Annotated in this window: 15 protein-coding genes and 1 tRNA gene; 4 read left to right on the plus strand and 12 right to left on the minus strand. The window is 70.2% G+C overall.

The window, feature by feature from the left end:
- Nucleotides 1–243 precede the first annotated feature (243 nt).
- The gene (locus AB0I71_RS11280) at nt 244–453 is read left to right on the plus strand and encodes a DNA-binding protein (protein ID WP_357583388.1); all 210 of its coding nucleotides are present in this window, start codon (nt 244–246) and stop codon (nt 451–453) included.
- Between the two features lie 511 nt (nt 454–964).
- Nucleotides 965–1,855 (plus strand): hypothetical protein, encoded by an 891-nt coding sequence (locus tag AB0I71_RS11285; protein WP_357583390.1) that lies wholly within the window; start codon nt 965–967, stop codon nt 1,853–1,855.
- A gap of 235 nt (nt 1,856–2,090) precedes the next feature.
- Here AB0I71_RS11285 and AB0I71_RS11290 read toward each other — a convergent pair whose 3' ends face one another.
- The 11 genes from AB0I71_RS11290 to AB0I71_RS11340 all read right to left on the minus strand — a co-directional run bounded on the left by AB0I71_RS11290 (nt 2,091) and on the right by AB0I71_RS11340 (nt 11,612).
- On the minus strand, nt 2,091–3,515 hold the full coding sequence (locus tag AB0I71_RS11290) for a hypothetical protein (protein ID WP_357583392.1): 1,425 nt from the start codon (nt 3,513–3,515) through the stop codon (nt 2,091–2,093).
- Nucleotides 3,516–3,810: 295 nt separating this feature from the next.
- Nucleotides 3,811–4,221, minus strand: a complete 411-nt coding sequence (locus AB0I71_RS11295) for a hypothetical protein (RefSeq protein ID WP_357583394.1) — start codon at nt 4,219–4,221, stop codon at nt 3,811–3,813.
- 103 nt (nt 4,222–4,324) lie between these two features.
- Nucleotides 4,325–5,176 (minus strand): MarR family winged helix-turn-helix transcriptional regulator, encoded by an 852-nt coding sequence (locus tag AB0I71_RS11300; RefSeq protein ID WP_357583396.1) that lies wholly within the window; start codon nt 5,174–5,176, stop codon nt 4,325–4,327.
- 211 nt (nt 5,177–5,387) lie between these two features.
- The gene (locus AB0I71_RS11305) at nt 5,388–5,624 is read right to left on the minus strand and encodes a hypothetical protein (protein ID WP_357583398.1); all 237 of its coding nucleotides are present in this window, start codon (nt 5,622–5,624) and stop codon (nt 5,388–5,390) included.
- Complete coding sequence (locus AB0I71_RS11310) at nt 5,621–5,887, minus strand: hypothetical protein (protein ID WP_357583400.1); 267 nt, start codon at nt 5,885–5,887, stop codon at nt 5,621–5,623. Before AB0I71_RS11310 ends, AB0I71_RS11305 begins: the two co-directional genes overlap by 4 nt.
- Before the next feature lie 146 nt (nt 5,888–6,033).
- Nucleotides 6,034–6,939, minus strand: a complete 906-nt coding sequence (locus tag AB0I71_RS11315) for a tyrosine-type recombinase/integrase (protein ID WP_357583402.1) — start codon at nt 6,937–6,939, stop codon at nt 6,034–6,036.
- A gap of 94 nt (nt 6,940–7,033) precedes the next feature.
- Nucleotides 7,034–7,108: transfer RNA gene (locus AB0I71_RS11320), tRNA-Val, on the minus strand.
- 86 nt (nt 7,109–7,194) lie between these two features.
- Nucleotides 7,195–7,659 (minus strand): peroxiredoxin, encoded by a 465-nt coding sequence (locus tag AB0I71_RS11325; protein ID WP_357583404.1) that lies wholly within the window; start codon nt 7,657–7,659, stop codon nt 7,195–7,197.
- Nucleotides 7,660–7,713: 54 nt separating this feature from the next.
- Nucleotides 7,714–8,151: a DUF3052 domain-containing protein gene (locus tag AB0I71_RS11330; protein WP_204006050.1), complete on the minus strand. Its 438-nt coding sequence runs from the start codon at nt 8,149–8,151 to the stop codon at nt 7,714–7,716.
- Between the two features lie 109 nt (nt 8,152–8,260).
- Complete coding sequence (locus AB0I71_RS11335; protein WP_357583813.1) at nt 8,261–11,083, minus strand: transketolase C-terminal domain-containing protein; 2,823 nt, start codon at nt 11,081–11,083, stop codon at nt 8,261–8,263.
- Nucleotides 11,084–11,120: 37 nt separating this feature from the next.
- Nucleotides 11,121–11,612, minus strand: a complete 492-nt coding sequence (locus AB0I71_RS11340) for a MarR family winged helix-turn-helix transcriptional regulator (RefSeq protein ID WP_357583406.1) — start codon at nt 11,610–11,612, stop codon at nt 11,121–11,123.
- Nucleotides 11,613–11,808: 196 nt separating this feature from the next.
- On the opposite strand from AB0I71_RS11340, the gene AB0I71_RS11345 reads away from it, so the two are divergent.
- On the plus strand, nt 11,809–13,476 hold the full coding sequence (locus tag AB0I71_RS11345) for an alkaline phosphatase D family protein (RefSeq protein ID WP_357583408.1): 1,668 nt from the start codon (nt 11,809–11,811) through the stop codon (nt 13,474–13,476).
- A gap of 132 nt (nt 13,477–13,608) precedes the next feature.
- On the opposite strand, the gene AB0I71_RS11350 is transcribed toward AB0I71_RS11345, so the two are convergent.
- Nucleotides 13,609–14,013, minus strand: a complete 405-nt coding sequence (locus AB0I71_RS11350) for a YjbQ family protein (RefSeq protein WP_204006046.1) — start codon at nt 14,011–14,013, stop codon at nt 13,609–13,611.
- 175 nt (nt 14,014–14,188) lie between these two features.
- Between AB0I71_RS11350 and aceE the strand changes: the two genes are divergently transcribed.
- Nucleotides 14,189–16,933 (plus strand): pyruvate dehydrogenase (acetyl-transferring), homodimeric type, encoded by a 2,745-nt coding sequence (aceE, locus tag AB0I71_RS11355; RefSeq protein ID WP_357583411.1) that lies wholly within the window; start codon nt 14,189–14,191, stop codon nt 16,931–16,933.
- Nucleotides 16,934–17,029 lie beyond the last annotated feature (96 nt).

Genomic DNA, 17,029 nt, shown 5'->3' on the forward strand with positions numbered 1-17,029 from the left:
CCTCGGCGGGCGGCGGTATCAGCCGCCGGTCGGGGCAGGGCCAGCGGAGGCCGCAGGTGCAGTGCCGCCAGCCCGTCCGCCAGTTCCGGCGGTGGATAGGACCGGCAGGGATGGGGCGGGGTGGGTTCGTCCAGGGCAGCGGCATACGGCCATCGTTGGCCGATGCCCTACCCCTGTCAAGGTGCAGGTTGCACCCAGACAGGGATGCGGTTTGACAGGCTGCGGCGTGGCTACCCTGCGCGAATGCCAGCCAGGCCGAAGCACCTGTACGGGCGCGGGGAGATCGCCCGCCGCCTCGGGGTGTCGCGGCAGCGGGCAGGGGACATCATCGACCGCCCGGACTTCCCGGCCCCGTACGACGTGCTCGGGATGGGCGCGGTGTGGCGGATCGCCGACGTAGAGCGCTGGATCGCGAACCACCGCCCGCACTTGGGTGAGCCAGAGGGCGAGTAGCTGCCCCGCGCCCTGATCGAGCAGTGATCAGAGGAAGATCCGGCAGGCGCTAGGCGATCCGGGTCGCGACCCGGATGCGCACTCCCCGACCACGCGGGGAGAGCTACTGATTGTGCTACCCGTCACACCTATTCGCCGTTCGCGCGTGGCGGGTTGACCGACGAATTGCCCTGCCATGGGAATCGCGTCAAGTGGGGTGTGGTCGAAACCACCACAATCGGTACTTATTACCTCCACATGAGGTGGCACCTCGTCCGAACCGTCCGGACAACGTCGACGCATGAGCCGCGCTGGTGTTTCACATGAGACATAGTGAAGAAGATTCGGATTATCTCCATGACAGACAGTAGTTGATGCTCATGCGCCTCACGCGACTTGTTCACATGAGCCGCATGAGGTACCGTTCCTGCTGCCACAAGTTCCACCTTGGAGAGACCGGCTGGATCACGAGTCGGATCGCCCAGGGTCTCAATCAACGTGCCCTTGTACGGGCGAAGGAGTGAATCAGACTATGGCGCAACCACACCTGCGGTCCGTGCCCGCGACCGAACTGTTCTCCGCGTCGGCCGACGCGGAGAACCCTGCGCCGGCGGCTGCCGCGCCGCCCGCCTCCCCCTCGTCGTCCAACACTCGCGCCGCGAATCAGCGGGTGCGCGCGAGCAAGAGCCTCCCGACCGACCGCATGAAGTTCGAGGCTCAGGTCGAGCTGCTCCAACGGTTCGGCCGCCTGAGCGGCAGCCAGAAGCGAGCCGTGACGAGCGAGGAGGTCGCTAAGGCACAGGGGGTCGTGCCCAACACGGCTTCGCTGAACAACGGCTTCTTCGTTGACGCCGGCTGGCTCCAGCGGTCTGGGCGCGGGAAGTACACCGCCAGCGACGCCCTCCTGGCGTACACGCAGCGGGTGCAGTTCGACTCGGCGAACGCACACAGCGCCGCCGGCCTCCTCGCCGAGGAGATGAAGAAGTCCTGGTACTGGCAGGTCCTCGCGGACCAGGTGAGCGGTGGCGGCCTACCTCGGACGGAGGCCATGGTGCTTCTTTCCACCGCCGCCGGTGCCGGCCAGGAGTACAAGGTCCAGCTTGAGAACGTGCTCCAGTGGCTCCAGTTCGTCGGCCTGGTCCAGCTCGACGAGAAGTTCGTCCGGCCGGGTTCCGCCGCCGGGGTTGTCGCCACGGAGGACGCTCCGACGGCTGGGTCGGATGCTGCCCCCGATGAGCACACGACGGGTGATCACATGGACCAGAGCAAGAACCGCGTACCGGAGCGGAAGGACGTGGTGCTAGCGTTCAGCGCCGATTTCAAGATCAGTGCGGCCGAGTTGAAGGCGCTGTCACCCGATCAGATCCGGGCACTGTTCGAGGCGATCGGTACGGTCACCGCGCTGACGGCCCCTAAGGAGTAGGGGCGCTGGAGCGGCCCGCCCCGTGAAGGAGTGAGATCTCGCCACAAGTTCCCAAGCTCTGGGGCGGGCCGCAATCAGCTAGGGCGAGTGTAACGCAGCCAATATCAACTGGCGCAAGCCCCTGTAATACGACCGTGTCCAACGATACCCGGCATGGACTATCGCAAGACGTTCCGAGCCACGGCGGCCCGCCCCCAGAGGACTGGGGCACGGGCCGCCGTGCTGCCCGTGAGGACTAGAAGCCGGCAGGGGCAGCGAGCCCGGTCCCGCTGATCTTGCCGGGGTTGTTGGTGTACCGGCCGAACGTGTACGCGAAGTATCCGTAGCAGACCAACAGCACCCCGAGCGTCGACGCAGCCGCCTGCTCCGCGCGGATGAACACCGGCGCGTTGGGGTCCTCCCACAGGTGCATCTCCCGGGAGGCGACGACGTAGATCTCATCCTGGCTGCCGCCGGTAGTCGTCGGCACGTTCGCGTCGACGATCACCCGCAGGCCATTCGACAGGATGCCCCGCACCCCCGGTCCCTGGTCGGTGACGAGCTGGATGCCGCCGGACTGCGCGGGTACCTGCGCCGTGCCGATGAAGGGCCAGGAGGTGCCGACCTGCGCGCACAGCCAGTTCCAGCGGCGGGGGTGCATCACCACGTAGTCGGGCATGACCATGCCGCCGAGTGCCTGCTCTAGCTTCGACTGCGCCTGGAAGATGATCGGCCACAGCTCGGGGGCGGTCGGGTCGGCGTCGGTGTACGCGGTGTTCTGCGCCACCGCGCTCAGCCCGGTGGACGCCTGCGTGATCATCGTCCGGTCAACCTCGGACGCGTAGCGGCGCAGCAGGTCGTCCATGACGACGTCCTCGACCCCGGTGCCGCGTTCGACGGCCTGCCGGGAGATCGTCTGCTGACCGGCGGCGGTCTGCACATTGATCGTCAGCAGGGTGTCATCGGCGTTGGTCTCCGAGACGGCGGTGTTCTCCGACGCCTGGAGGGCGACGCTGGTCGCGGTGGTGATCCGGGAGATGTTGACCTGCATACCGTCGGCGGGCAGCGGGTGCGTGTTCGCGGCATTGGCAAGGGGCCGCATGTTGGCGATTGCGGGCGCGTACAGGTCCGTCAGGTATTGCGGGACGACGAGGCCGCCGAACGCGCCCGTACCGACCGCCCGCTGCTCCAGGTAGGCACCGCGCTCGACCTGCTCTTCGCGGGCGTGGCGGGCAAGGCGCTGCTGCGCGCCGGGGTCGTTGAAGAGGAACTGGCGGGCGACGTCGCGCACGAACTGGGAGCCTGTGCGGTCGTTGCCCGGGTTGTAGGTGCGCTCCTCCGCACCTATGCGGGCAACGCCGTCGTAGGCGAGGCGGCGCTGCGGCTGCGCGGCGGTGCGGTACGTCGTCCGCTGGTCGGCCTCAATCTTCCGCTCCTCGTCGCGAGCTTCGTAGACGTGGGCCAGCGTCGCGTCGATGTCCTTGATGTCGGCGTCGGCCTTCGCGCGGGCAGCCGCCCGCGCTTCGAGCTTGGCCTCCTCCTCCACCGTCAGGTGGGTGCGGCCGTCCCGCTCGGCGCGGGCGAGGATCAGCCTGGCGTCGGTCCTCGCCCGTTCGCGCCGCTCGACGGCCTCGGCGCGCTTGGCCTCGCCGTCGCGGATGAGTTCGTCCAGTGTTGGCATGTTTCACACCTCGTGAATGCGTAGTGATCGAGGTGTGCCGCGAGCCATCCCGGAGCGCCTGTCGCCTACCGCGCCCCGCATCCGTGGGCTGATCAGGTGCCAGCGCTCAACGGGAGCCCGCCTACCGGACATCTGCCGCCAGCGGTGCTCCGTGCACAGCGCCCAACTAGCCGGGGAAGGGCGGGTCCGTACATCCGCGTTAGCGGCCCGCCCCGGCAGTCAGGAAAGGAGTGAACTCGGCCATGACTCCGAGATCGACGTCGAAGTTACGCCGAGTGATCACCGAACCGCGAGGTCAGGGCGCACCCCCCGCCCTGCGGGCCGCCGCGTCGGTGAGGAACGCCGCCAGGCGGGCCTCCCAACCATCCGTCCCGTACTCGGTGATCCCGACCCCGTTCCACCAGGCCATCGCGCAGGCGATCAACAGGTGAGGGTCGGTGTTCGCCAGGATGACGGCCGCGCCCTCCTGGTCGCCGCGCAGAAAGGCCAGCGCCAGCGACGCGACCGTCGCCTCATCCGGCGGCTCCGCCCCGTCCGCCCCGGCGGGTACGGCTGTCACGCCCGGACGGGGCGTCTGCACCCCGAACACCCCCACCTCCAGGGCTTCGGCCAGCAGTGCCGCCGCGAACCCGGCTGTGGGCACATCAGCAGCAGCAGCGGCGGCAGCCAGGCGGGCAGCCGTCGCCTCGTTCAGCGGAATCTCCATGATCAAACCCCTCCTTGTGGATCAACTGCATGGACTTACGGCCGGTAGAAAAAAATTGCTCAGGCAAGTGCGCGGCCTGTGCCGGCGGCGGCCCTAAAAACGATCATGAGTTCCCTTCTAGGGCGTCGGCTAGCTCCGCCTCGATGTCGTCGGCGTCCATCTCGTTGATCGTTTCCCGCAGGAAGTTGAGGTCGAGGTGACCTTCGGGCGCGAGGTTCCCCTTGGCGATCCAGCGGCGTTCGGATTCCAGCCAGGCTCGTGTGAGGGCTTCACCTTCCTCGGGGGTCAGCTTCGGGTGGGCATCGACGAATAGCTGTCCGCCGTAGTGGATGTACCGGCGTTCGGCGTCGGTGTAGTCGGCGGCTTGGCCGGTAGTGCTGTGCCGCGTAGCGGTGCACGGCACTACCGGGTCCAAGCCGTGATGTTTTGGAGAAACATCACGGCTTGGAGAGAAGGGCTGGCCTGTGGGCCAGGCATTCCGGGCCTGTGGGCCAGCCTTTCGTGCCTGTGGGCCAGGCATTCCGGGCCTGTGGGCCAGCCTTTCCCCGCGTGAATGCCTGGCCTGCGGGCCAACCTTTCCGACGTTGAATGGTTGGCCCGCAGGCCAGGCATTCTGGTCAGTTGGTGGCGGAGGGGTGCCGGTGATCAGCACTGGCAGCCGGTACGTCGTCTGTGCACCCCGGTAGGCGTAGACGGGTCGCCCCCGGGCGTCGGTGCCCCGCTGCACCCGCACCTCGTAGCCGGCATCCCCGAGGCGTTGCAGCACCCGCGACAACCCGTTGGGCTGGATACCGAGGAGGGCCGCCAGGTCCCATGTCGGGCTAGGCCATGCCTCGCGGGTGCCGTCGTTTGCCCGCTCGGCGATAGCCCACAGCGCCAGCCGCTCCGGTGCCTTGATCGTGTGCGGTGCGCGGGGTAGCCACGCCTTCACCTCGTTGACCAGCTTGAAGCCCATGGCGGAGCCCCCTGTTGTCCTGCGTACCTGCGGGCTCCTGGTCTGGGTGTCACGTAGGTACGCTGGGACGTGACGCCCGCTTGGCTAGTTGGTCTGTGGTCGTTTGGTACTCGGCCCTGCTGCGTGGGCCTTGTCCTAATTGGTCCTTCTGCGGGGACTGCTGCTGATCCGCCCGCCCTCCCGGCCTGGTCACCGGGAGGGCGGCGGTGTCTCATCCGCCGTCGTCAGACTCGGCGTCGGGTGCGGGTGCGTTCGCGGCGATCAGCGCAACCAGCCGGTCCGCCGCCTCCCGGATGTCGGCCCACGCCGCCCGGTCGAATTCGTAGACCAACCCGGGGCGGCGGGCCGCTAGCAGGGCTTCACAGGAGCGGGCTCCTGCGGCGACCTGGTAGGCGCACCCCCGGAACTCCCGGGAGTCGGCGCTGCCGGTGGGCCGCTTCGTCGTCACGCTGCTGCCTGCCGTGCCGACTTCGAGCGGGTGTAGGCGAGACGCGCCATGTGCTCGCGGCGGCGGGCGAGGGCGCGTCGCTCCAACTCCACCCCGGACAGCCGCTCGCCGCGCGCTGCGGCCTCAGCCGCGACCTGATCACGAAATTTGTTGAGGAGCCCTTCCTGCCCGCGCTGCGCGCCCACCTTCGGGTCCTCACGGGACCAGCGGGCGAGGGCCGCGAGGCGGGCGCGGTGGCTACGTTCCTCGGGAGATAGCGGCATGGAGCCTCCAACGTTCAGCGGGGTGCGCTGGATCGCGGCAGGTTCGCCCGCCGCGTTCTAGTTGGTCAGCTCCGGCCTGGTCAGGAGGTCGCGGTGACCTCCTCCGGAGGGGTGCAGGAGCGCAAAGCTAGCACGCCGTCATGCGGTCACAAACGGTCACCGGGTGCCAGCCTGCGCCCGCTATCCCGCGCCCGCTCCGAGGCCGTAGACGCCGCGTAGCGGGTCAACATCTGCGGGGAACGCCAGCCGGCGAGGCGCATGATCTCCTCCTCCGGCATGTGCGCCGTCTTCATCATGTGCGCCCACGAGTGCCGGAGGACGTGCGGATGCAGGCCGTCGATACCGACGGCGTTGCCCCGCCGCTCGACGACCTGGTAGATGCCGGACGGCGTCAGCGGCGGCTTCCCCTTCTCGCCGAGCCACAGCTCGTCGCGCCATGCCTCCTTGTGGCGCTGCCGCTCGGCTACGTACCTGTCCAGCGCCCACGCCGCCTTGCGGCCGAAGGTGACGACGCGATCCCGCCGCCCCTTCCCGCGCACCCGCATCTCCCGGTGGTCTAGATCAACGTCCTCGACGCGGAGCCCGGACAGCTCGGACCGTCGCACCCCGGAGTCCATGAACAGGTACAGGATTGCCAGGTCACGCCGCTGCGTGAACTCCTTGCCCTCGCACGACTTGAGCAGAGCCTTCAACTGATCGGGGCGCAGCACCGGGACCGGCTGTTCGGGCACGATCGGCGGTGCCATCCCGAGCATCGGGTTGGGTGCATCCTCCTCGTTGCTCCACCACTTCCAGAACTGCTGGAGGGCACGGAAGAGGTTGTTGGCGTACCCGGCTGATCGGGTGTCCAGGATGCCGATGATGAAGTCCCGGATGTGCTCCGGGCGCACGTCGGCCCAGTCGGTGACGCCCTGCCCTGCTGCCCAGTCGGCGAACTTTCGGGCCGCCCCGGTGTAGATCGTGATGGTGTTGTCGGACTTGTTTTCGTATCGGAGCCATCGTCCGAAGCTGGCGATTGGCCGGTCGAGTGGGGGTATGACCGATTTAGGCATGGCGGCACTTTACATCTGGCTCAGCGGCATGCACGAGGGCGAGATTGATGCGCGGAAGATCGAAGAGGTGCGTTTTCGCAGGTGAAGGGCTTGCTGGTGGGCGCGGCAGGTTTCGAACCTGCGACCCCTCGCTTGTAAGGCGAGTGCTCTCCCACTGAGCTACGCGCCCGGAACGCCGTACGGCGGGCCGGCGGTTGGCAAGCTTACCCTGCCACCCGCCGGCCCGGGCGGACGCCTCGCACCGGTGCACCCGGCTCAGGCCGCGGCCTCCGCCAGGGCCTTGCGCCAGCCCTGCTGGTCGCGGGCCTCACCGGGCATGTTCATCTCGGCGAAGCGAACCACGCCGGCCCGGTCGATCACGAAGGTGCCCCGGTTGGCGATGCCGGCAACCTCGTTGAAGACGCCGTACGCCTGAGCGACGGCGCCGTGCGGCCAGAAGTCGGACAGCAGCGGGAACTGATAGTCCTCCCGGTCCGCCCAGACCTTGTGGGCGAAGACCGAGTCGACGCTGACGGTCAGCAGCTGGACCTCGTCGTTGACGTACTCGGCGAGGTTGTCTCGTGCCTCGGTCAGCTCACCCTGGCACACCCCGGTGAACGCCAGCGGGTAGAAGACCAGCAGGACGGTGCGCCGGCCCCGGAAGTCGGAGAGCCGGACCTCCTGGTTGTTCTGGTCCTTCAACACGAAGTCGGGCGCCTCGGCGCCAACCTCGATGGGCATGCCAACTCCTCGGATCGGTTCGGGGACGGCCTCGATCGCTCGCCGTTGGTCGGGCTACTTCTTGCCCTTGGCGCCGCGACGTAGCACGAGTCGGGCACCGCTCCAGTCCTTGCCGGCGTTGATCGTGGAAGTCTGCTGGAGGCCGGCGGTGGGTGCCGACTCGGCGACCTCGCTCGGCTCGACGTGGCCCTCGCGGCCGGCCTTGGGCGTCAGCAGCCACACGACCCCGTTGTCGGCCAGTGGGCCGAGGGCGTCGACGAGCAGCTCGAAAAGATCACCGTCGCCGTCCCGGTACCAGACCAGCACCGCGTCGACCACCTCGTCGGTGTCCTCGTCGACAAGATCTCCACAACGGTCGGTCAGGGCGTCCCGGAGATCGGAGTCGACGTCGTCGTCGTAGCCCATCTCCATGACGACCATCCCCGGCTCGATGCCGAACCGGTCCGCCAGGCTGCGTACCCCGTCAGCAGCCTGACCAGCGGTCGCGCTCACTGTCGCGTGCCTCCTCATCTCGTCCGAGCCGGCGTCTGCTCGACGCCGTCAGGCAAAGTCCACACAGTTGTGCCCTCCTGCGCAAGTGGCGCACCGGGTGGAACGAAATTTACCGTGCCAGCAGCGTACGGGCACCCTGGGTGATGGCCTCCTCGGACACCAGGACCTGCCGGGCGGCCGGACCCAGCGGCACAAATGAGTCAACCGCCGCCACCCGGCGTGCCGCACCGACATATCCGGCATCCACCAGCGCGGCGATCACCCCCTCGCCCACCCCACCGGATCGGCGTGTCTCGTCCACCACAAGTACCCGGCCGGTCGCGGCGGCCTCCCGGATGAGGTCGGCCACCGGCAGCGGCGCGAGCCAGCGCAGGTCCACGACGCGGGTGCCGATCCCCTCGTCGGCAAGCGCCGAGGCGGCCCGCAGCGACATCCGGACGCCGTTACCGAAAGTGATGATGGTGACGTCGTCGGCCGTACCGACCCCGTACACCCGAGCCCGTCCCACCGGCACGTGGCCGCCGGCCCAGGCACCGGGCTCGGCATAACCGGCCAGCCACTCACCGTCACCGTCGGTGTAGAGGTCGCGGGTGTGGTAGAGCGCGATCGGCTCCAGGAACACGCAGACGCTGCCGTCCACGGCCGCGCTCGCCAGGCAGGTCCGCAGCATCGCCGCCGCGTCGTCGGGCCGGGCCGGCACGGCGATCACCAGGCCCGGCACGTCCCGCAGCACGGCCACCGAGTTGTCGTTGTGGAAGTGCCCACCGAAGCCCTCCTGGTACGCCAGCCCGGCCACCCGCACCACCATCGGGTTGCGCCACGCCCCCTGCGAGAAGAACCGCATGGTCGCCGCCTCGCCCCGCAGCTGGTCCTCGGCGTTGTGCAGGTACGCCAGATACTGGATCTCCGGCACCGGCAGCATCCCGGCCAGGCCCGCGCCGAGACCGAGGCCGAGGATCGAGGTCTCGTCGAGCAACGTGTCGAACACCCGGGCGGCGCCGAATCGGTCACGCAGTCCCTTGGTCACCCCGTAGACCCCGCCCTTGGCGGCCACGTCCTCGCCGAAGACCGCCATCTGCGGGTGGTTGAGCAGCCCGTCGGTGAGCGCCGCGTTGATGCTCTGCGCGAGGGTGAGCGGCCCGGCCAGTTCCGGGGGTTTACCGCCGAACGCCTCGGCCCGCGCCCCGGCGTCCGGGCCGGCGGCGCGGGCGCCCGCGTCGGCGACCGCCAGGGCGACCCGGACCGGCCGACGCGGCGCCAACGGGGCGATCACCTCGGCGGCGGCGGCCAGCTTCGGCTCGTCGAGCACCTCCTCGGCGATCCGGCGGACCTGCCAACCGATCTCGTCGTAGCGGTCCAGCAGTTCCGTGCCGCTGGCCAGGCCCCCCTCGACAAGCCGCCGCGCGGTGGCGACGACCGGATCCCGGGCCACGTCGGCGGTGATCTCCGAGGCGGGGCGGTACGCGCTCTCGGCGTCCGCGCCGGCGTGGCCCATCAGCCGGACCGTGGTCAGGTGCAGCACGGCCGGGCGTCGGTGCCGGCGTACCCAGGCCGCCGCCTCGACCGCCACCTCGTACGTGCCGACCAGGTCGGCGCCGTCGGCGGCGAAGTACCGGATGCCGGGCTTGGACCGCAGGGCCGTCGCCACCCACCCCTGCGGGGACCGGACACTGATGCCCAGCCCGTTGTCCTCGCAGACGAAGAGCACCGGAATGCGCAGGCCGGTGTGGTCGTACCAGCCGGCGGTGTTGAACGCGGCCGTGGCGCTGGCATGGTTGATCGAGGCGTCCCCGAACGAACAGACCACGATGGCGTCGGCCGCCCAGGGTGCCGGTTCGGGTTCCGCGCCGGTTCGGTTCGCTTCCCCTCGGGCGTCCAGCCGACGCAGCCGCTCCACGGCGAGGCCCATCCCGACGGCCCGGGGCAGGTGCGAGGCGATGGTGGAGGTCGTCGGCACCACGGCGAGGTCGGCGCGGCCGAACACCTTGTGCCGGCCACCGGCGATCGGTTCCTGGCTGGAGGCCACCATGCCGCGCAGCACGTCCCGGGCCGCGTCGGTGTACGCCCGGGACACCGGCCGCTTGACCACTGTCATCCGGATCCCGCCGGGCCCGTCGCCTTCGCCGGGTCCGGTTACCGGCACGGTCACGGTGACCGGCCGGGAGCCGGCCGGTGGTACCGCTGCCGGTTGGTCTCCGGCTGCGGGCAGTTCCCCCGCCGGGTTGCCGCCGGGTTCGACGGCGCCGGTCCCGGTGGGGTCGGCGGTGGCATCGTCCGCCCGGTGCACCGCCGTCGTGTCGGGTTGGTCCGCGCCGTCGGTCGAGTCGCTGCCCGCCGGGACCGGATCGGTCGCCGGCCGGTCCGGCGCGACGGGGGCCTCCCGTCGGCTGGTCCCCGCCGGGTCCGGGCCGACGGACACCTCGGCGGCCCGGCCGGACGGACCGGCCTCGGCGGCGTCCGTAGCCCCACCGGCCCCGGCAGGCTCGGCGGCCCGGCCACCCGACGGCATGGGCGGCACAGACGCGGACGGCACAGCCGGCGCTGGCGGCGGTACAACCGGGGCGGACGGCGCAGCCGGGGCGGACGGGTCGGCCTGGGCGGCGCGGACGCAGTAGAAGGCACCGGAGCGGTAATGCAGCAGGGCCGGGTCCGTGGGCCGCAGGGCCGCCGCCACCGCCGCGTTGCCCTCGTGACCGGCGGAGCCGATGGTGTAGTAGCCCTCGCCGAAGCTGCGCAGCCACCGGCCGGCCAGGTCGAGTTGTCGGCTGGTGACCTGGGCGTCGAAGAGGTCCAGCAGTTGGGCACCGGTGAGCGTGCTGCCCTCGGCCACCTGGCCCGCCGGGTCGGTACGGTGCGGCGGTGCGGCGAGGGCGGCCAGGGACTCCCGGAACCGGTCGTCGAGATCCTGCGGGGTGGTCACGTCCGACAGCATTACCGACCGGGGCACGCCTCGCACAGTCGAGTGTGTTTCACGCCGGCCCGGTCGGGCCGCAGTCCTCCGGGCAGCCGCCGTCGGAGACCTTCCACACCAGGTCACGCAGTGCGGCGAGTTCCTCGGTGTTGAGCGGGGTCAGCAGCCGGGAGTCGGAGAGCACGAGATGGACCCGCTCGCGCATCCGCCGGCCGGCGTCGGTCACCACAAGCGTCTTCTGCCGTCGGTCGTTCGGGTCGACCCGGCGCTCGACCAGCCCCGCCTGCTCCAGCTTGTCGACCAGGCCGGTGACGTTGGACCGGTCGCAGCGAAGCTGGTCGGCCAGTTCGCGGGCGGGCAGCGGTCGGTCCGGGTCGAGTTGGTACAGCGCGCGGGCGACGGCCGGGGTCAAGCCCAGCGCGGCGATGTCGAGATCCTGGTGGTGCCGCAGGGCGGAGGCGACGTGCATGATCCGGCGTACCGCGTCACCGGCCAGCCCGGTGCGGTCGGCCGGTTCCTGGCCGGCCGGGGCGATGATCGGCCGTGACATGGTCACATCCTAGGGTCGCGGACCGCCTTCGACCTCGGCCACCTGGCGATGATGCGGGCGGCGGACGTCCGTCGGTTCTGCTCCGCTCGGCCCTTGTTCGGACAACAGCGGCGGGAAAGGGTCCTTTCTTTCACCCACGATTCATCGACGGAAGCGAGTCTCCCCGTGGACCACGTACCGACCTGGGGAGGCAAGCGTGTCGTTGTCCCGACGTACCATCCTGCTTTCCGGCCTGGCCGCGAGTGCGGCCGGTGCCGCCGGCGTCGCCGGTGGCGCCCTGCCCGCGAGCGCCGCGCCGGCCCCGTCCCGTCCGCGCGTCAGAGCCATGGCCTACCCGTTCACCCTCGGTGTCGCCTCCGGTGACCCTGACCACGAGGGCTTCGTGCTCTGGACCCGGCTGGCGCCGCAGCCACTGGCCGAGGACGGTCTCGGCGGCATGCCCGCCCGCACCGTGCCGGTGTTCTGGGAGCTGGCCGCCGACGAACGGTTCCGTCATGTCGTGCGGCGCGGAGTCGTCGACGCGCACCCGGCGAGCGCCCACAGCGTGCACGTCGAGCTCACCGGCCTGCTGCCCGGCCGGGAGTACTTCTACCGGTTCCGCGTCCAACGGCACCTGTCGCCGGTTGGTCGGACCCGCACCGCTCCCGCACCGTGGACCCTGCCCGCGACGCTGGCCATGGCCTTCGCCTCCTGCTCGCAGTACGAGCACGGGTACTTCACCGCGTACCGGCGGCTGGCCGAGACCGAACCGGAGATCGTCCTGCACCTGGGCGACTACCAGTACGAGTACGCCCGCGACACCTACACCGCACCGGGTGGGAACCCGCGCGATCATGAGGGTCCGGAGACCCGGACGCTTGCCAACTACCGACAGCGGCACGCCCAGTACAAGACCGACCCGGACCTCCAGGCGGCCCACGCGGTCGCGCCGTGGGCGGTGGTCTTCGACGACCACGAGGTGGAGAACAACTGGGCCGACGACGTACCCGAGGCGCCCGACCCGGAGTTCCCGGCCCGGCGGGCGGCCGCCTTCCGCGCGTACTACGAGAACATGCCCCTGCGCCGGACCTCGCTGCCCCGCGGCGTCGACATGCAGCTCTACCGGCGGCTGCGGTGGGGCCGGCTGGCCACCTTCCACCTGCTCGACACCCGGCAGTACCGCGACGACCAGGCCTGCGGTGACGGCTATCAGTCGTGCCCGGAAGCGGCCGAGCCGAGCCGTTCCATTCTCGGCGAGCGGCAGGAGGCGTGGTTGCTGGACGGGTTCCGCCGCTCCTCGGCTCGCTGGGACCTCCTCGCCCAGCAGGTCTTCTTCGCCCAACGGGACCGTGACTCCGGTCCACTCACGGTGACCAGCATGGACGCCTGGGACGGTTACGTCGCCTCGCGGGACCGGATCACCCGGGGCTGGCTGGCCGCCGGGGTACGCAACCCGGTCGTGCTCACCGGTGACGTGCACGCGCACTGGGCCAGCGACCTGAAGCTCGACTACGCCGACCCCACCTCACGCACCGTCGGCAGCGAACTGGTCTGTTCCTCGATCACCTCGGGCGGCGACGGGGCGGACTCGGCGACCGGCACGCACCCGTGGCTGGCCTGGAACCCGCACCTGCGCTTCCACAACAACCTGCGGGGGTACGTCCGCACCATGATCACCCGGGAACAGCTCACCGCCGACTTCGACGTGCTGCCGTACGTGAGCAGCCCGGGTGCCCCGGCCCGTACCCGGGCCCGGTTCGTCATCGAGGACCGCGTGCCGGGGCTGCACCTGACCCGGGACGATCCGCCGGCCGCCACCAGGGCCGTCGGTCCGGAAGCCGACGCGGGGCAACGAACCGTGGAGAGCGAGACCCGTCGCCCCTGACCGGTACGCCCGGCAGGAATCGCCGGGCCGCCGGTGACCGCGCCGTCTCCACCGGGGCGACGCGGTCACCGCGGCGGCGTGACGGGGGCGGGCGAGCCGGTACCGGGTGACGGGTGGGACGGACGGGAGCGGTCAGCCGGCCAGGAAGGAGAAGCGGACCTGCCGGGTCGGGTTGTCGCCGTTGGTGTCGACCAGGCAGATCGACTGCCAGGTGCCCAGGGCCAGCCGCCCGCCGAGTACGGGCAGCGTCGCGTACGGGGCGACGAAGGCGGGCAGCACGTGATCGCGGCCGTGGCCCGGTGAGCCGTGCCGGTGCCGCCACCGCTCGTCGGTCGGCAGTACGGCGTCCAGCGCGGTGAGCAGGTCGTCGTCCGAGCCTGATCCGGTCTCGATGATCGCCACGCCGGCGGTGGCGTGGGGCACGAACACGTGCAGCAGCCCGTCGCCGCTGCCGGCGACGAACTGCTCGGCCTCGGCCGTGATGTCCCGGACGGTCGGCCGGGAACCGGTCCGGACGGTGATCAGCTCACTGCGCACACCCGCATTCTTCCGCACCCGGCCGTGGCCCGCCGAGACCACCGCCGACCGACATAGTTACTGGTGGGTACGTGTGTCGAGCGTCGCCCTTCCGCCGGGTGGACGTGACGGCGAGTGCCACGACGGGGCAGGATGGCGCTAGAGACCTATCCCACACACAACCGAGGGAACGCCTGTGGCTACGGAACGCAAGCGCCCGGTGATCACGGCCGGCCTGCCGAGCCAGCTTCCGGACATCGACCCCGAAGAAACCAGCGAGTGGGTCGAGTCGCTCGACGGTGTCATCGACGACCGTGGCACCAAGCGAGCCCGCTACGTCATGCTGCGGCTGCTGGAGCGCGCCCGGGAGCGTCAGGTCGGCGTGCCGTCGCTGACCACCACCGACTACATCAACACCATTCCGCCGGAGCGCGAACCGTGGTTCCCCGGCGACGAGCACGTCGAGCGCCGGATCCGGGCGTACGTGCGGTGGAACGCGGCGATGCTCGTGCACCGCGCGCAGCGGCCGGAGATCGGCGTCGGTGGCCACATCTCGACCTTCGCCAGCTCGGCCTCGCTCTACGAGGTCGGCTTCAACCACTTCTTCCGGGGCAAGGAGCACCCGGGTGGCGGCGATCACATCTTCTACCAGGGGCACGCGTCCCCCGGCATGTACGCGCGGGCGTTCCTGGAGGGCCGGCTCAGCGAGAACCAGCTCGACGGCTTCCGGCAGGAGCTGTCCCACCCGGGCGGCGGCCTTCCCTCGTATCCGCACCCCCGGCTGATGCCGGACTTCTGGGAGTTCCCCACGGTCTCCATGGGTCTGGGTGGCCTGAACGCCATCTACCAGGCCCGGTTCAACAGGTACCTGCAGCACCGGGGCATCAAGGACACCTCCGACCAGCACGTCTGGGCGTTCCTGGGCGACGGCGAGATGGACGAGCCGGAGACCCTCGGCGCGATCGGGGTGGCCGCCCGCGAGGAGCTGGACAACCTCACCTTCGTGATCAACTGCAACCTGCAACGGCTGGACGGGCCGGTACGCGGCAACGGCAAGGTCATGCAGGAGCTGGAGGCGTTCTTCCGGGGCGCCGGGTGGAACGTCATCAAGGTGGTCTGGGGACGGGAGTGGGACCCGCTGCTCGCCGCGGACACCGATGGCGCGCTCGTCAACCTGATGAACACCACGCCCGACGGCGACTACCAGACCTACAAGGCGGAGTCCGGGGCGTACGTGCGGGAGCACTTCTTCGGCCGTGACCCGCGCACCCGCAAGATGGTCGAGGGGCTCACCGACGACGAGATCTGGAACCTCAAGCGGGGCGGACACGACTACCGCAAGCTGTACGCGGCCTACAAGGCGGCGACCGAGCACACCGGCCAGCCGACCGTGATCCTGGCGAAGACGATCAAGGGCTGGACGCTCGGCTCACACTTCGAGGGCCGCAACGCCACGCACCAGATGAAGAAGCTGACGCTGGAGGACCTGAAGACCTTCCGCGACCGGCTCTACCTGGACATCCCGGACTCGGCGCTGGAGGAGAACCCCTACCTGCCGCCGTACCTGCGGCCGGACGAGAAGTCCGACGAGATGCAGTACCTGCACGAGCGGCGCAAGCAGCTCGGCGGTTACCTGCCGACCCGGCGGACCAGCGCCAAGAAGCTCGCCATCCCCGGTGCGGAGCGCTTCGCCGACGTCAAGCGTGGTTCGGGCAAGCAGAAGGTGGCCACCACGATGGCCTTCGTCCGGCTGCTCAAGGACCTGATGAAGGACAAGGAGTTCGGCAAGCGCTGGGTGCCGATCATTCCCGACGAGGCGCGCACCTTCGGCCTGGACTCCATCTTCCCGACCGCCAAGATCTACTCGCCGCACGGCCAGCGGTACACCTCGGTCGACCGGGAGCTGTTCCTGTCGTACAAGGAGTCGACCGCCGGGCAGATCCTGCACGAGGGGATCAACGAGGCCGGGTCGGTCGCCTCGTTCACCGCGGCCGGCACGTCGTACGCCACCCACGACGAGCCGATGATCCCGATGTACATCTTCTACTCGATGTTCGGGTTCCAGCGCACCGGCGACGGCTTCTGGGCCGCCGCGGACCAGATGACCCGGGGCTTCGTGCTCGGTGCCACCGCCGGACGCACCACGCTCAACGGTGAGGGGCTCCAGCACGAGGACGGGCATTCCCTGCTGCTGGCCGCCACCAACCCGGCGGTCGTCGCGTACGATCCGGCGTTCGCGTTCGAGATCGCGCACATCATGGAGAACGGCCTGCACCGGATGTACGGCGAGGAGCAGGAGAACGTCTTCTACTACCTCACCGTCTACAACGAGCCGATCCACCAGCCGGCGGAGCCGGAGGGCGTGGACGTCGAGGGCATCGTCAAGGGAATTCACCGCTACTCCCCCGCCCCCTCGCTGGACGGGGACGCTCCCCGGGCGAACCTGCTCGCCTCCGGCACCGGCATGCAGTGGGCGCTCAAGGCGCAGCAGTTGCTGGCGCAGGACTGGGGGGTGGCCGCCGACGTCTGGTCGGTGACCTCCTGGACGGAGCTGCGCCGCGACGCGGTGCAGTGCGAGGAGTACAACCTCCTGCACCCGGGCGCCGAGCAGCGGGTGCCGTACATCCAGCGCAAGCTGGCCGACGCCGACGGCCCGAAGGTCGCGGTCAGCGACTGGATGCGTGCGGTGCCGGACCTGATCTCCCGGTGGGTGCCGGGCGACTGGACCTCGCTGGGCACCGACGGCTTCGGCCTCTCCGACACCCGGCACGCGCTGCGGCGGCACTTCAACGTCGACGCCGAGTCGGTGGCGGTCGCGACCCTGCGACAGCTCGCGCTGCGCGGGGCGGTGCCGGCCCACGTGCCGGCCGAGGCGGCCAAGAAGTACGCCATCGACGACGTCAACGCCGCCCCGGTCGGCGAAACCGGCGGCGACAGCTAAACAGCTCCATCCCAAGGGCCCGGCGTGCACCGCACGCCGGGCCCTCCCACATCCCCCCAGCCCTGCCCCTCACCCCGCCCCCACCCCCCCTCTGCC

The sequence above is a fragment of the Micromonospora sp. NPDC049891 genome, assembly GCF_040660295.1.
Taxonomy (GTDB): Bacteria; Actinomycetota; Actinomycetes; order Mycobacteriales; family Micromonosporaceae; genus Micromonospora.

What these genes read in the sequence shown, in the direction of transcription:
- AB0I71_RS11280 (WP_357583388.1), top strand. Translation starts at nt 244, where the DNA reads ATGCCAGCCAGGCCGAAGCACCTGTACGGGCGCGGGGAGATCGCCCGC.
- AB0I71_RS11285 (WP_357583390.1), top strand. Translation starts at nt 965, where the DNA reads ATGGCGCAACCACACCTGCGGTCCGTGCCCGCGACCGAACTGTTCTCC.
- AB0I71_RS11290 (WP_357583392.1), bottom strand. Translation starts at nt 3,515, where the DNA reads ATGCCAACACTGGACGAACTCATCCGCGACGGCGAGGCCAAGCGCGCC.
- AB0I71_RS11295 (WP_357583394.1), bottom strand. Translation starts at nt 4,221, where the DNA reads ATGGAGATTCCGCTGAACGAGGCGACGGCTGCCCGCCTGGCTGCCGCC.
- AB0I71_RS11300 (WP_357583396.1), bottom strand. Translation starts at nt 5,176, where the DNA reads ATGGGCTTCAAGCTGGTCAACGAGGTGAAGGCGTGGCTACCCCGCGCA.
- AB0I71_RS11310 (WP_357583400.1), bottom strand. Translation starts at nt 5,887, where the DNA reads ATGCCGCTATCTCCCGAGGAACGTAGCCACCGCGCCCGCCTCGCGGCC.
- AB0I71_RS11315 (WP_357583402.1), bottom strand. Translation starts at nt 6,939, where the DNA reads ATGCCTAAATCGGTCATACCCCCACTCGACCGGCCAATCGCCAGCTTC.
- AB0I71_RS11325 (WP_357583404.1), bottom strand. Translation starts at nt 7,659, where the DNA reads ATGCCCATCGAGGTTGGCGCCGAGGCGCCCGACTTCGTGTTGAAGGAC.
- AB0I71_RS11335 (WP_357583813.1), bottom strand. Translation starts at nt 11,083, where the DNA reads ATGCTGTCGGACGTGACCACCCCGCAGGATCTCGACGACCGGTTCCGG.
- AB0I71_RS11340 (WP_357583406.1), bottom strand. Translation starts at nt 11,612, where the DNA reads ATGTCACGGCCGATCATCGCCCCGGCCGGCCAGGAACCGGCCGACCGC.